At 54.0% G+C, this 14527-nt stretch carries 11 protein-coding genes; 10 read left to right on the top strand and 1 reads right to left on the bottom strand.

Annotated elements, in window-relative coordinates; translation table 11 throughout:
- Nucleotides 1–84: 84 nt before the first annotated feature.
- Entirely contained in the window at nucleotides 85–1452 is a 1368-nt protein-coding gene (locus tag ABS784_RS13365; RefSeq protein ID WP_011232685.1) for an FAD-binding oxidoreductase, read from the top strand.
- 373 nt (nucleotides 1453–1825) lie between these two features.
- Nucleotides 1826–3262 (top strand): glycoside hydrolase family 1 protein, encoded by a 1437-nt coding sequence (locus tag ABS784_RS13360; protein ID WP_014196870.1) that lies wholly within the window; start codon nucleotides 1826–1828, stop codon nucleotides 3260–3262.
- A gap of 5 nt (nucleotides 3263–3267) precedes the next feature.
- On the opposite strand, the gene ABS784_RS13355 is transcribed toward ABS784_RS13360, so the two are convergent.
- Nucleotides 3268–4023, bottom strand: coding sequence for a MurR/RpiR family transcriptional regulator (locus tag ABS784_RS13355; protein WP_011232683.1), 756 nt, complete (start codon nucleotides 4021–4023; stop codon nucleotides 3268–3270).
- A 124-nt stretch (nucleotides 4024–4147) separates the two neighbouring features.
- On the opposite strand from ABS784_RS13355, the gene ABS784_RS13350 reads away from it, so the two are divergent.
- The 8 genes from ABS784_RS13350 to ABS784_RS13315 all read left to right on the top strand — a co-directional run bounded on the left by ABS784_RS13350 (nucleotide 4148) and on the right by ABS784_RS13315 (nucleotide 14444).
- Nucleotides 4148–5491, top strand: a complete 1344-nt coding sequence (locus ABS784_RS13350) for a 6-phospho-beta-glucosidase (RefSeq protein WP_011232682.1) — start codon at nucleotides 4148–4150, stop codon at nucleotides 5489–5491.
- Nucleotides 5492–5704: 213 nt separating this feature from the next.
- Nucleotides 5705–6583, top strand: a complete 879-nt coding sequence (locus ABS784_RS13345) for an Rpn family recombination-promoting nuclease/putative transposase (protein WP_014196869.1) — start codon at nucleotides 5705–5707, stop codon at nucleotides 6581–6583.
- A gap of 219 nt (nucleotides 6584–6802) precedes the next feature.
- Nucleotides 6803–7816, top strand: a complete 1014-nt coding sequence (locus tag ABS784_RS13340) for a sugar-binding protein (protein WP_352512801.1) — start codon at nucleotides 6803–6805, stop codon at nucleotides 7814–7816.
- Nucleotides 7817–7978: 162 nt separating this feature from the next.
- Nucleotides 7979–9448, top strand: coding sequence for a sensor histidine kinase (locus ABS784_RS13335; protein WP_352512799.1), 1470 nt, complete (start codon nucleotides 7979–7981; stop codon nucleotides 9446–9448).
- Nucleotides 9426–10967, top strand: coding sequence for an AraC family transcriptional regulator (locus ABS784_RS13330; protein ID WP_352512797.1), 1542 nt, complete (start codon nucleotides 9426–9428; stop codon nucleotides 10965–10967). Before ABS784_RS13335 ends, ABS784_RS13330 begins: the two co-directional genes overlap by 23 nt.
- Before the next feature lie 324 nt (nucleotides 10968–11291).
- Nucleotides 11292–12590: an ABC transporter substrate-binding protein gene (locus tag ABS784_RS13325; protein WP_014196864.1), complete on the top strand. Its 1299-nt coding sequence runs from the start codon at nucleotides 11292–11294 to the stop codon at nucleotides 12588–12590.
- A 61-nt stretch (nucleotides 12591–12651) separates the two neighbouring features.
- Nucleotides 12652–13623, top strand: a complete 972-nt coding sequence (locus ABS784_RS13320) for a carbohydrate ABC transporter permease (protein WP_011232676.1) — start codon at nucleotides 12652–12654, stop codon at nucleotides 13621–13623.
- A complete protein-coding gene (locus ABS784_RS13315) occupies nucleotides 13623–14444 on the top strand; it encodes a carbohydrate ABC transporter permease (RefSeq protein WP_352512794.1) in 822 nt (273 codons plus the stop codon). Before ABS784_RS13320 ends, ABS784_RS13315 begins: the two co-directional genes overlap by 1 nt.
- The last annotated feature ends 83 nt before the right edge of the window (nucleotides 14445–14527 follow it).

Genomic DNA, 14527 nt, shown 5'->3' with positions numbered 1-14527 from the left:
GATCCACCATCAGAGTGCGTCAAGAGAAAAGGTGGCGCATCGATGGATGGCACCGCTTGATCCGATCGGGTGAGGAGGAGAACGATGAACGTATACGAATCACTGCTGGAATTGATCGGCGACCGCGAGCGGGTGAGCATCAATGAAACGGTGCTCGAACACCACAGCAAAGGCATCGCCTACCATGCGCCGCATGCGCCAGATGTCGTCGTGTTTCCGAAAACGGCGGAGGAAGTGAGCCGGGTGATGGCGTTTGCCAACGAGCACCGCATCCCTGTGACGCCGTTTGGCGCCGGCACGAGCTTGGAAGGGCATGTCATTCCAGTTGCGGGCGGCATCAGTTTGGATTTGACGTTGATGAACAACATCATCGACATTCGCCCGGACGATTTTCTCGCCATCGTCGAGCCGGGAGTGACGCGGTTGCAACTGAATGAGGCGCTGAAGCGATATGGGTTGTTTTTCCCGGTCGATCCGGGTGCGGACGCGACGATCGGCGGCATGGCGGCGACGAACGCGAGCGGCACGAACTGCGTGAAATACGGCGTCATGCGCGATCAAGTGCTCGGATTAGAGGTGGTGCTCGCTGACGGTTCGGTCATGCAAACGGGCAGCTTGGCGGTGAAATCGTCGGCCGGCTATGACTTGACCGGCTTGTTCGTTGGATCGGAAGGGACGCTTGGCGTGTTCACCCGTCTTATTGTCCGCCTGCATGGCATTCCGGAGGCGACAACGGCCATCAAAGTGTGCTTTCCGTCGCTTGAGGCGGCAGCGCAAGCGGCGTTTGCCGTGCTGAAAGCGGGCGTCGGTCCGGGGAAAATCGAGCTCGTTGACGAGGCGACGATCGCGGCGGTCAATGCGTACAAAAAAACCGATTATCCAGTGAAACCGACGCTGTTTATTGAACTGAGCGGCAGCCCGTCAAGCGTCGAGGACGGAACAAAGCTTGTCAACGAATTGTGCGAAGGGGAGGGCGCCGTTTCGTTTGTGGTCGAGACCGACTCGCTCGCCCGCGCGAAGCTTTGGGAAGCGCGCCACCATGCGGCGTTCGCCATTCAAGCCGCCTATCCAGGCAAGGCGATGCTCTCAACTGATGTGTGCGTGCCGCTGTCCGAGCTGCCGGGGGCGATCGCCGATACGCGCCGGCTTGTCAACGAGCAGAACATGACCGCCGCGATTTTCGGCCATGTCGGCGACGGCAATTACCATACGGTGCTTGCCTTTGACCCGAACGATGCGGATGAGATGGCGCGGATCGAACGCGTGCACGCCCATATCGTCCGCTATGCCTTATCGCGCGGCGGCACGTGCACGGGAGAGCACGGCATCGGCATTGGCAAACGGGCGTTTTTGCGTGAAGAAAAAGGAGACGCCGTGCTTTGGATGAAACGGTTGAAACAGCTGTTTGACCCGAACGGCATTCTCAATCCGGGAAAAATCTTTTTGCCGTAACGCTTCATCTGTATGGCGGCTCGATGGATTAGGTTGAATATTTCTCCCAAACATAAATGGGCTGAAGACGGGCCTTTATGGGGAAAAGGGTGCTCTCAATGGAACGGAGCACCTTTTTCTTCTTGTGTTTCTCTACAAGGATGGAGAGTGCCGTTGCTCGCATTTCATGAAACGTCCTCACGGTTGCTTTTTGCATACTGCGCGCTTGCTTTTCTTATCCTTTTTGTAACAGTTTGTTACTCCGAAGAAACAATTGTTTTTCACGTTCGTCTCGTTACAAAAAGCCGCCGCGCCCTTTACTTTTTTCGCCAAACACGGTTTATTGGTGATAGAATGATTCATCGACGTTGTTGCGAGAAAGGAGACGATCTGAATGGAGCATCGCCATCTGAAACCGTTTCCGCCCGGGTTTTTATGGGGTGCGGCATCAGCTGCGTATCAAGTCGAAGGGGCGTGGAACGAAGATGGAAAAGGATTATCGGTATGGGATGTGTTTGCCAAACAGCCGGGCCGAACGTTTAAGGGGACCAACGGCGACGTCGCTGTCGATCATTATCATCGCTATAAAGAAGATGTAGCATTGATGGCGGAAATGGGGTTGAAAGCGTATCGGTTTTCGGTGTCATGGAGCCGCGTGTTTCCGGATGGAAACGGGGCCGTCAATGAAAAAGGGCTCGATTTTTACGACCGCTTGATTGAGGAGCTGCGAACCCATGGGATCGAGCCGATTGTGACGTTATACCATTGGGACGTGCCGCAAGCCTTGATGGATGCCTATGGGGCATGGGAATCGCGGCGCATCATCGATGATTTTGACCGGTATGCTGTGACATTGTTTCAACGGTTTGGCGACCGGGTCAAATATTGGGTGACACTCAATGAACAAAACATTTTCATTTCTTTGGGCTACCGGCTTGGCTTGCATCCGCCGGGCGTAAAAGACATGAAACGTATGTATGAGGCAAACCATATCGCCAATTTGGCGAATGCGAAGGTGATTCAATCGTTCCGTCATTACGTGCCTGACGGAAAAATCGGGCCGAGCTTTGCCTACTCGCCAATGTATCCGTACGACAGCCGTCCGGAAAATGTGCTCGCTTTTGAAAACGCGGAAGAATTCCAAAACCATTGGTGGATGGATGTGTATGCGTGGGGAATGTACCCACAGGCGGCTTGGAACTATCTTGAATCGCAAGGGCTCGAGCCGACGGTGGCGCCGGGCGATTGGGAGCTGCTCCAAGAGGCGAAGCCGGACTTTATGGGAGTCAACTATTACCAAACGACGACCGTTGAGCATAATCCGCCAGATGGCGTCGGCGAAGGCGTGATGAATACGACGGGAAAAAAAGGAACATCCACTTCGAGCGGCATTCCAGGACTGTTTAAAACCGTGCGCAATCCGTATGTCGATACGACGAACTGGGATTGGGCGATTGACCCGGTTGGCTTGCGGATTGGCCTCCGCCGCATTGCCAATCGTTACCGGCTGCCGATTTTGATTACAGAAAACGGCTTAGGTGAGTTCGATACGCTGGAACCAGACGATATCGTGAATGATGATTATCGAATTGACTACTTGCGCCGCCATATTCAAGAAATTCAACGCGCCATCACGGATGGGGTTGATGTGCTCGGTTACTGTGTTTGGTCGTTCACCGATTTGCTCAGCTGGCTGAACGGCTACCAAAAGCGGTACGGATTTGTGTACGTCAACCGTGACGATGAATCGGAAAAAGATTTGCGCCGCATCAAAAAGAAAAGCTTTTATTGGTATCAGCGTGTGATTGCGACGAACGGTGCCGAGCTGTAGCTTTGTCACCGCCCGCTCGGCCCGCGGTCAGTCTGCGTCGGCAGCAACCGGTACATTTCCTTCGCGAGCCGCTCAAGCAAATAAACGACCGGCAGTTGTGTTGTCACATCCGTCTGTCCCATCCGCTCGGCGGTGGCATAATACGTCAAGTTGTAGTCCGAGATGTTCGCGAGTGTGCAATGTTTCCGGTTGGTGATGCTGATGATCGTGCTGCCGTTTTCCTTGAACCGGTGCACTTGGGCGAGCGTATATGACGTCTCTCCAGACACCGACAAGGCGATCACGGCGCAGTTGTGGAAATAATGGCCGTAAATCGGAAAAAACGGGTCCTTGATGTAGACGGAAAACTTTTGAAAGGCAGAAAAATAGCGCGATCCGTATTCAGCCAAAATGCCGGAGCTGCCGGAGCCGACAAAAATCACGTGATCCGCCCGGGCGATCGCGGCTGCCGCATCCAGAATGGTCCGCTCGTAATCGGCGGTCAGCGTCCGTTCGAAAAATTCCTTAAGCGCCTCTTGACTGCTGATGATCGCGGTTCGCTTTGTCTCGCGCAAATACAGCTTCCATTTCGTTTTAAATTCACTGAACCCTTCGCATCCGACCTTTTTGCAAAAGCGGAGCACGGTCGGCGGCGAGACATGGACGGCCTCGGCGAGCTCGCGAATGCGCATGTACGCGACTTCATGAGGATGTTTCATCACATAGTCGTAAATGGCGTAGTCGAGCTCGGAGAACTGGGCGATTTGTTCAGGAGTGAACATCGGGACACCTCGCTTTCATGGGACGGAACGTGCGATAGCTGGGAAAGGATGGCGCTTCCAAGCCCACTGGTTGATTCCTACATTGATTATACCATGCCCAACAGGGCGAAAGGGGAAGAGGAGTATGGATAAACGATTGAAAATGGCGACGATCGGCGGCGGGTCGAGCTACACGCCGGAATTGGTCGAAGGGTTGATCAAGCGTTATCATGAATTGCCGGTCGGGGAATTGTGGCTTGTCGATATTCCGGAAGGCAAAGAAAAACTCGAAATCGTTGGCGCACTGGCCAAACGGATGGTCGAAAAAGCCGGTGTGCCCATTGAGATTCATTTGACACTAGACCGCCGCCGGGCCTTGGAAGGAGCAGACTTTGTTACGACGCAATTTCGTGTCGGCGGCCTAGAGGCACGGGCGAAAGACGAGCGCATCCCGCTCAAATACGGGGTGATCGGCCAGGAGACAAACGGCCCGGGCGGATTGTTTAAGGGATTGCGGACGATTCCGGTCATTTTGGACATCATTCGCGATATGGAAGAGCTTTGCCCTGATGCATGGCTGATCAACTTCACGAACCCGGCTGGGATGGTGACAGAAGCCGTCTTGCGCTATACGAAGCAGGAGAAAGTCGTCGGGTTGTGCAACGTGCCGATCGGCATGCGCATGGGCGTCGCCAAGCTGCTTGGCGTTGATGCCGACCGCGTGCACATTGATTTTGCCGGCTTGAACCATATGGTGTTTGGCTTGCACGTCTATCTGGACGGCGTCGAGGTGACCGAAAAGGTGATTGATCTCGTCGCCCATCCAGACCGCTCCGGTGTGACGATGAAAAACATCGTTGACCTTGGCTGGGAGCCGGATTTCTTAAAAGGGTTGAAGGTGCTGCCTTGCCCGTACCACCGGTATTACTACCAAACAGACAAAATGCTCGCCGAGGAGCTGGAGGCGGCGAAAACGAAAGGGACGCGCGCCGAGGTTGTGCAGCAGCTCGAAAAAGAGCTGTTCGAGCTGTACAAAGACCCGAACTTGGCCATCAAGCCGCCGCAGCTCGAACAGCGTGGTGGGGCGTACTACAGCGACGCCGCGTGCAGCTTGATCAGCTCCATTTACAACGACAAGCGCGACATTCAGCCGGTCAACACGAGAAACAACGGCGCCATTGCGAGCATCCCTCCGGAATCGGCGGTGGAGGTAAACTGCGTCATCACGAAAGATGGACCGAAACCGATCGCCGTCGGCGATTTGCCGGTCGCGGTGCGTGGGCTCGTCCAGCAAATCAAGTCGTTCGAGCGCGTCGCTGCCGAGGCCGCGGTCACCGGCGACTACCAAACCGCGCTCGTCGCCATGACGATCAACCCGCTTGTCCCGTCTGACACCATCGCCAAACAAATGTTGGACGAAATGCTTGAAGCGCATAAAGAACATTTGCCGCAGTTTTTTAAACAGGCCAAAACAGTAGCTGGAAACTAAATCGTTTGGAAAAGCGATTGACAAAGCCGCCTGTCGCCGGGGCGGCTTTGTCATTTCATCGTGAAAAGCCGCACAACACAAGAGCTTTCTTCCCATTCACATTCCCCTTATTTTAGACAAAATCAATGCTTTTCACCAGCCTTTTCGGCAGGATTTTGCCCAAGGCGCGGCGAAGAAAATAAAGAAAGTTCAAATATCACAAGGAGGGAGACCGTGTCCGAAACGCGAATCGATCACGACCGGTTGTTTAAGGAGTTGCTGTCGACGTTTTTTGAAGAGTTTTTGCTTCTGTTTTTTCCGCACGTGTATGAACAAGTCGACTTCCGCCACGTCTCCTTTTTGTCCGAAGAGGTGTTTACGGATGTGGCGGCCGGCGAAAAGCACCGTGTGGATCTATTGGTGGAAACAAAATTGAAAGGGGAAGATGGGCTGATCATCGTCCATATCGAACACCAAAGTTACACGCAGCCGACGTTTCCCGAGCGCATGTTCATTTATGTCAGCCGTTTGTTTCAAAAATACCGCCGTCGCATTCTTCCCATTGCCATCTTCAGCTATGACGAACACCGCGATGAACCGTCCTCGTTCACCATCAAGTTTCCGTTCCTAACCGTTGTCGATTTCCGCTTTCTTACTGTTGAACTGCGCAAACAGCCATGGCGTGAGTACATTCGCCGCGACAACCCGGTCGCGGCCGCCTTGTTAAGCAAAATGGGGTATAATGAAAGTGAGAGAGTGGCAGTGAAAAGAGAATTTTTGCGCATGCTCGTCCGCTTGGAGCTTGACGAAGCGAAACAGCGGCTGTTGTTTGGATTTTTCGAGACGTATTTGACGCTGTCCGAACAAGAGGAAATCCAATTGCGAAACGAGGTGAACCAAATGGGAACGAAGGAAGCGAAAAAAGTGACGGATCTCATCGTGTCGTATGAGCAACGGGGGATGGAAAAGGGAATCGAAAAAGGAATCGAAAAAGGAATCGAAAAAGGCAAGATGGACATCGCGAAACGGATGCTAGGGAAAGGATATGATGTGCCAACGATTTGTGAATTGACTGGACTGTCGGTTGAGGCAGTGGAAAAGTTGAAAGGATAAACGAGTGGAGAGACCCCGTTCCGATGCAGCGAGCTTGTTTCGGAACGGGGTTTTTTTGCTCGCTCTGCACTTGATGATGGGCATGGCCATCGCCGTATGGCGAATGATGCCGGCCGGACTGACCCCTATTTGGATTTCATATAGATGCAATTCATCCATTTTCTTTTGTCTAGGCTAGCGCCCCGACGTTCGTGTACAATGGCGGTAGGAGGGATCAAGATGCGCGATTGGTGGAAACGGCTGTTTTACGGGGGCGGCATCGCCGCGCTGATTGGAAGCGCTTCCTTCACCGCCTATTGCGCTTGGAACGTGTATGCGTATCCGAAATCAGAAAAGGAACGGGTTCCGGAAACAACAAAAGAGGCCTATCATTTCGTGCTTGTGCCGGAGGAACTCGATAATGATTACTGGCGGCTCGTGGAAAAAGGAGCGAAAGCGGCGGCGAAAGAACTGGGGGTTGACCTCGAGTATATCGGCCCGCGGCAGGCGAATATTGATGAGCATTTGCGCATTTTGAAAAAAGCCGCGGCAGCGAAAGTCGATGGGATCATCACCCAAGGGTTGACGGAAGCGGAATTTGTCCCAGTGATTAACGAAATCACGGACAAGAATATTCCTGTGGTGACGATCGATACGGATGCTCCAACGAGCCGACGCGTCGCCTATGTGGGAACGGATAATTATTATGCCGGTTTTCTCGCGGGACGGGCGTTGGCTGAGGATACAAAGGGCAAGGCGACGGTCGCGATTATTACCGGCAGTTTGACGGCGGCGCACCAACAGCTGCGAGTGCGCGGATTTGAGGATGCAGTGAGACAGGAAAAAGGAATCCGCATCGTTGCCATCGAAGAGTCGCACATTACGCGTGTGCAAGCCGCGGAAAAGGCGTATACGATTTTGAAAAAGCACCCGGATGTGAATGCGTTTTACGGCACGAGCGCGCTTGATGCGATTGGCGTTGCCAAGGTGGTCGAGCAGTTTCATCGGGAGCAAAAGACGTATATTATTGGCTTTGACACGCTGCCGGAGACGATCCGCTATTTGCAAAAAGGAACGATTGCGGCGACGGTGGTGCAGGAGCCGTATGAAATGGGATACAAGGCTGTCAAAATGATGGCCGAGATCGTCGCCGGGAGAGACGTGCCGGTGGTGACGAATACGGAGACGAAAGTCATTCGGAAAAAAGACTTGCCGCTGCGCCCGGCGCGCAATTATGAGGTCAACACGCCATGAAGGGGCCTGCCAGGCCTCCGTAGGGAGGGGGCTGAAAGCGGAGAAGGGTTGGCGAGCGCTAAAGCATGAGAGATGGCCGTCCTTGACGTTCGAACACGTTCGACTTGAAGCGGCAGGACGATGCAGGCAACAAAGCGCCGGTGACAGCGGGGTGGAATTCAGATGAACATTCGGACGAAGATGCTGCTTTGCTTTACCGTTTTTTTGCTTTTGCTGAACGGAGCGGTGTTTCTTTTGTATCAGACGAGCGAAGAGATGATGAGCGATTATGATCAACGGATGCGCCGATTGTTGTTGCTCAATGAGGTGTCGCAGCGGGCAAACCGAATGATGGAACAGCTCAATGCGTACGTCTCGGAAAAAGAAGGACGGTATGCACGCGCTTATGAGCGGGAGTTCCGCTGGCTGCAGCAACGCCGCCGGCAGCTCGGCGCCATCTTGCCAGTGCTGTCCGACCGGCTGGCGGCGGAAAACTATGAACATATGATTGAAAGTTTGCTGGAGGAGGCGGCGCTGACGGTCTATCATTTTCAAGCTGGAAATATTGGCTTGTACTCATCCCACTTGCATGAAACGATGAACATTGCGTCCTTTTTGCAAGAGGAAACGTTAAACTTGATTGACGATGAGCTGACGGCCTACCAACGGCGGTACGATGAAGTGGAGCGGCGCAACCGCTATTTCCGCTATATGGGAATGGGATTGTTTGTCACGACGTTGTTGCTTGGCGCCTTGCTGGCGGTGTTCTTTTCCGGCCACTTAACGAAGCCGATCATTCTTCTCTCGCGCGCTGCCCGATCCATCGCTGACGGGCGGCTGGACGGGCCGGATATTGAGCCGATGACCAACGATGAGCTGCGGCTGTTGACGATCACGTTTAATGACATGCGCCGCAATTTAAAGCAGCTGATTGCGGAGATGAAACAAAAGGCTGAGCTCGACCGGCTGGTGAAGGAGCTGGAACTCAAAAGCTTGCAAAGCCAAATCAATCCGCATTTTTTATTCAATACGCTGAACACGGTTGCGAAGATGGCGTACTTGGAGGACGCCCAGCAAACGTCGCGGCTGATTGAAGCGGTGGCGGCCATTTTGCGCTACAACTTGGGTGATTTGCAGCGGACGGTGACGCTTGCCGATGAGGTGCGCATCGCCCGTGAATATTTCTTCATCCAGCAGACGCGGTTTTTTGATCGGATCAAGTTTTCGTTAGAGGCGGAACCATCTTGCCTCGATCAACCGATTCCGCCGCTCACGTTGCAGCCGCTGATTGAAAATGCGTTCATCCATGGCATTGAGACGTACGAGCAGGGAGCCGAGCTGTCCGTGTCCGTTTTCGCCGAAAACGGGCGGGTCGTTGTGGAAGTGCGCGACAATGGCGTTGGCATGGATGAGCAGGTGAAAGCGGAGCTTGAAGCGTTGATCCGCGGCGAAGAACCGCGGACGCGCCGTGAGCAAGGGCGCGGCCATTCAACCGGCATCGGCTTGCACAATGTCATTCGCCGACTGCAGCTGTTTTACGGAGTGATGGATGTGGCCGAAATCGAGTCTGCACCAGGAAAAGGAACGACGGTGCGGTTATGGCTGCCAAGATGGCAAGGGGGGATGAACGGTGAAAGTGGCGATCGTCGATGATGAGGCGTTGGAGCGAAGAGCGCTTTGCAAAATGATTAGCGACCACCTTCCGGATATCGAGGTGGTCGCCGAGGGCGCCAACGGGCGCGAGGCGGTCGAGATCGCCAAGCGTTATCGTCCGGATATCATGCTGATTGACATCAAAATGCCCGGCCTTGACGGGCTGCAAGCGATCGAAGCGATTCGCCAAGACGGCCTCGATCTGGAGTTCATTATTGTGTCGGCGTTTGATTTGTTCGACTATGCGAAACAAGCGATGCGGTTTGGCGTCAAGGAATATTTATTGAAACCGAGCCGGAAGGAGGAGGTCATTTCGGCTTTGGAACGGGTCAGCCAAGAAGTGGCGGCCAAGCGGCGACACGAGGAGAGCAGCCGCCAGCTCGAGGAGCAGATTCGCCGGTTGCAGACGCTTGTGGAAAGCGAATGGCTGTCCGTCCTCATGACAGAAGACGTATCGGCTGATGAGTGGGAGCGATGGAAGGAACTGCTGCCGTTTTCGATTGCGTCGGGGATGTTCCTCGTCATTCAGTTCCCGGATGCAGGGGTGGCTGACGAATGGAAATCATGGCTGGACAAGCAGCTTAGCGGGAAGGAGCCAACGCGCTATTGGATCGGGCGGATGGCGAACCGGCGCCTGCCGGTCTTGTTTTTCCGCAGCCCAAACGATGGCGAGCCAGCCTGGAAGCCCGTCATCCAGGCATTGGCGCTCGATTTGGCGCGGCAGTTTTCGGCCCGGTACGGCGCCGCGCTGTATATCGGGCTCGGCTCCCCGTTTTCCCGCCTTGACCAACTTCGTTCCTCGTACTATGAGGCGCTGTCGGCCGCTCATTATTACGCCGACCGGCAAAAAGCACAAGTGGGGTTTCTGCCGGCGGAAGCGACGCGCGCCGGCGGGGAAGCGGAACGGGATAAGCAGCTGTTTGAAGCGCTGCGCCTTGGCGACATCGAGCAAGCCCGGATGATTTGTCTGACGTATATAGAGGAACTGGCCTCTTCTCATTCACTGCCGGCCGCCGGCCGCAAAGCGGAAGAGACCTTTGTGTGGCTCGGGCGTCTTCTATCGGAGCTGGGCATTCGTTATGAGCGGCTCGCTTCCTTTGCTTCCTGCCGGTCGGCGGCAGAATTGAAGCGAGCGGCGCTTGATGAACTGGACCGCATCGCCGCTGATCTCGAGGTTTGGCGCCAGCAGCAAGCTCACGGCAAACTCGGCAAGGCGAAAGACTACATTGACCGTCACTACGCCGAGCCGCTGACGCTTGAGGAGGTGGCGGAACAAGCGGGCATCAGTCCGTACTACTTCAGCAAACTGTTCAAAGAGCAGTTTGGCATCACCTTTATCGACTACGTGACGAACGTGCGCATCGAACGGGCGAAGGAGGCGCTCGCCCGCACCGATCTCAGTTTAAAAGAAATTTGTTTTTCCGTCGGCTACAACGACCCAAACTATTTCAGCCGCGTCTTTAAAAAGCAAACCGGCCTGTCGCCGAGCGAATACCGGAAAAAAGTACAGGCGCGCTGACAAGGGGAGTGCTGTCTCCAACAAGGAAGGTGCATGGCAAGTCAAAAGGTAAGTCCCGCGGACAAAGCAGGCTCCGCCCTTCTTCCGGCGTCCGAAGCGAAGCCCGCCCCCCTGATGGGGAGACGGGCTTTTTTCGCGCCATGGAAGCGAACCGGCCGTTAGCTGTACCAGCGAGCCTTCCGTTTGCCCAACAGGAGAAAGGAAAACAAAAAAGTGAAGAAAAACGCAAAAAAGTGAAGAAATCAAGCCGCCGATTGATAAGCGGCCCATGGTACACTCAACATTGAAAGGGGTTTCAAAAACAAACGGAAAAGGGGGAGGAACATGAGAAAGAAAGCATCCGCATGGCTGGCGTTGGCGCTTGGCGTCGGTATGGCACTGTCGGGCTGCAGCAGCTCGAACTCTTCTTCGTCCGATGACGCCAAACAAGGCAGCCAAAAAGCGGGAGAGAAGCTCGAGATTTTCAGCTGGTGGACCGGAGCCGGTGAGGAAGACGGCTTAAAAGCGCTCATCAAACTGTTCCAAGAAAAATATCCGGATATTGAAGTCGAAAACGCGGCGGTGGCCGGCGGGGCGGGAACGAACGCCAAGGCGGTGTTGGCGAGCCGCATGCAAGGAAACGATCCGCCATCGACGTTCCAAGTACACGGCGGAGCGGAGCTGAATGAAGGCTGGGTGGCCGCCGGCAAAATGGAGCCGCTCAACGATTTATATGAAAAAGAAGGCTGGATGGACAAATTCCCGAAAGCGTTGATTGACATGGTGAGCAAAGACGGCAACATTTACTCCGTGCCTGTCAACATTCACCGCGGCAACGTGCTTTGGTACAACAAAAAAGTATTTGCCGACAACGGGCTTCAGCCGCCGAAAACATTCGACGAGTTTTTCCAAGTGGCCGACAAGCTGAAAGCAAAGGGCATTACGCCGCTCGCCTTAGGCGACAAAGAGCCGTGGGCAGCGACGCACCTGTTTGAAAACGTGCTGCTTGGCACGCTCGGAACGGAAAACTACAAGAAACTTTGGACGGGAGAATTATCGTTTAACGACCCACAAGTGAAACAAGCCGTTGAGACGTTTAAGAAAATGCTTGGCTATATTAACGAAGACCATAGCTCGCGCAACTGGCAAGACGCCGCCCAGCTCGTCGCCGAAGGAAAGGCGGCCATGTACGTGATGGGCGACTGGGTGAAGGGCTATTTTGTCAACGATTTGAAATTGAAGGTGAACCAAGACTTCGGCTATGTGCCGGTGCCGAATACGGAAGGCAAGTTTATGGTCATTACCGATACGTTCGGCCTGCCGAAAGGCGTGAAAAACCCGGACGATGTGAAGAAGTTCTTATCGGTGCTTGGTTCGGTGGAAGGGCAAGATGCGTTTAACCCGCTGAAAGGCTCCATCCCGGCCCGCATCGACGCGGATCCGTCCAAGTACGATGAATACGGCAAACAAACGATGCAAGACTTCAAGACGGCGGAGCTGGCGCCGAGCTTAGCGCACGGTTCAGCAGCGCCGGAAGGGTTTGTCACGAAGGTCAATCAGGCCGTCAACATTTTCGTGACGCAAAAAGATGTGAAGACGTTCATCGACACGTTGGCATCGGCCGCCGCAGAACTGAAGAAGTAATCGGGAAAAGGGGACGGGAGCCATTCTCTTCCCCTTTTCGTCATCATGAGGAGGGATCTTAGTGGAAACGGTCAACATCACGCCAGCCGAGAAGACAGCGGCTGTCCCCGCGGTGCGGAAAAAGCGGAAATGGACGGCCGATCATTGGCTGGCAGCGGCGTTTTTGGCACCGTCGGTCGTACTGATTTTCTTATTTGTGTACGGGTTTATCGGCTGGACGGGGTATGTGTCCTTGAGCAACTGGAATTCGCTCGTGCCGGATTGGTCGTTTGCCGGGTTGAAAAACTATCTGTATTTGTTTCATGATTTCCGCTTCCAGGCCGACTTGCGCAATACACTTGTGTTTACGGTGTTGTTTATCGCCGCCGTCATTGTGCTCGGCCAACTGCTTGCCATTTTGCTTGACCAAAAACTGCGCGGCGAGTCGCTGTTCCGCAACATTTTCTTCTTCCCGATGGCCTTGTCATTTGTCGTCACCGGAGTCGTGTGGCAATGGCTGTTCAACCCGTCAACGGGCGTCAACTTGTTTTTAAAACCGCTTGGCTTGGATGGAAAATGGTATACGGATACGAACATTCTGTTCGGATTTCATTGGGGCAAGATTGAGTTTGGCATCCCGGTCGCCATCATTGCGGTGGTCGTGGCGGCTGTTTGGCAAATGACTGGCTTTGCCGTCGCGATGTATCTCGCCGGCCTGCGCGCCATTCCAGATGAAGTGCGGGAAGCGGCGCGGATGGACGGAGCGACCGAGTTTCAATTGTATTGGAAAATCATTTTGCCGCTGCTGCGGCCGATCACTGTCAGCGTCATCATCATCATGGCTCATATTTCGCTCAAAATTTTCGATTTGATTTACGCCATGACCGGGCCGGGGGCGAACTTTGTCACCGATGTGCCGGGCGTGTACATGTTTGAAACGACGTTCCGCGGCAACTATTACGCCAACGGCGCGGCGATTGCGATCGTGATGCTACTGTCGGTCGCCATCTTTATCGTTCCATATCTCATCTCAAGCCGCAAGGGGGGATCGTGATGGCGAGATCCATGTGGGCGCGGCCGTTTTTGTATTTGTTGGCCCTCGTCATGAGCGTGTTTTTCCTGTTGCCGGTGTATGTCATGGTCACAACGAGCTTGAAGCCGCTCGATGAAGTGACATTGGCCGATATGTGGAAGCTGCCGTCAACGATCGATTGGAGCAGCTACGCGACGGCATTTGACAAGCTCGCCCCAAACTTTTGGAATTCGATTTTGCTCGTCGTGCCGGCGACGCTGCTCTCCGCGCTGCTGGGGTCGCTCAACGGCTATGTACTGTCGAAATGGAAGTTTAAAGGAGCGGATACGCTCTTTACGCTCATTTTGTTCGGGATGTTCATTCCGTATCAAAGCATTCTCATTCCGCTCATCCAATTTTTGCGCGAAATCGGGCTGTACAACACGATTCCGGGGCTTGTGTTCGTCCATGTCGTCTACGGCATTCCGATCACCACACTGATGTTTCGGAATTTCTACGCGGCGATCCCCGATGAAATGATTGAGTCGGCGAAAATCGACGGCGCTGGGTTTGTCCGCATTTTTCGTGATATTATGCTTCCCTTGTCCATCACCGGATTTGTCGTTGTGGCAATCTGGCAGTTTACGAACATTTGGAACGAGTTTTTGTTTGCCGTGACGATTACGACCTCGGACAAACAGCCGATCATGGTCGCACTGCAAAACTTATCCGGCAGCCAAATCGTGCAATGGAACGTGCAAATGGCGGGAGCCCTGTTGGCGGCGCTGCCGACCTTGCTTGTGTACATCTTCCTTGGCAAATATTTTGTCCGTGGGTTGTTGGCTGGTTCGGTGAAGGGGTGAGCCAATCAGCAGTGTAGATCAACAAACCCGGTAGACAATAGAATCGATTGCGCTATGTTTCAAAAAGCCGCTGATCAGCGGCT

Source organism: Geobacillus sp. G4, from assembly GCF_040327975.1.
GTDB classification, from domain to species: domain Bacteria; phylum Bacillota; class Bacilli; order Bacillales; family Anoxybacillaceae; genus Geobacillus; species Geobacillus thermoleovorans.
This window is presented reverse-complemented; position numbering and strand designations above follow the sequence as displayed.

Excerpts from the sequence above, each read along its gene's own strand:
- ABS784_RS13365 (WP_011232685.1), top strand. The coding sequence starts at position 85 with ATGAACGTATACGAATCACTGCTGGAATTGATCGGCGACCGCGAGCGG.
- ABS784_RS13360 (WP_014196870.1), top strand. The coding sequence starts at position 1,826 with ATGGAGCATCGCCATCTGAAACCGTTTCCGCCCGGGTTTTTATGGGGT.
- ABS784_RS13355 (WP_011232683.1), bottom strand. The coding sequence starts at position 4,023 with ATGTTCACTCCTGAACAAATCGCCCAGTTCTCCGAGCTCGACTACGCC.
- ABS784_RS13350 (WP_011232682.1), top strand. The coding sequence starts at position 4,148 with ATGGATAAACGATTGAAAATGGCGACGATCGGCGGCGGGTCGAGCTAC.
- ABS784_RS13340 (WP_352512801.1), top strand. The coding sequence starts at position 6,803 with ATGCGCGATTGGTGGAAACGGCTGTTTTACGGGGGCGGCATCGCCGCG.
- ABS784_RS13335 (WP_352512799.1), top strand. The coding sequence starts at position 7,979 with ATGAACATTCGGACGAAGATGCTGCTTTGCTTTACCGTTTTTTTGCTT.
- ABS784_RS13325 (WP_014196864.1), top strand. The coding sequence starts at position 11,292 with ATGAGAAAGAAAGCATCCGCATGGCTGGCGTTGGCGCTTGGCGTCGGT.
- ABS784_RS13315 (WP_352512794.1), top strand. The coding sequence starts at position 13,623 with ATGGCGAGATCCATGTGGGCGCGGCCGTTTTTGTATTTGTTGGCCCTC.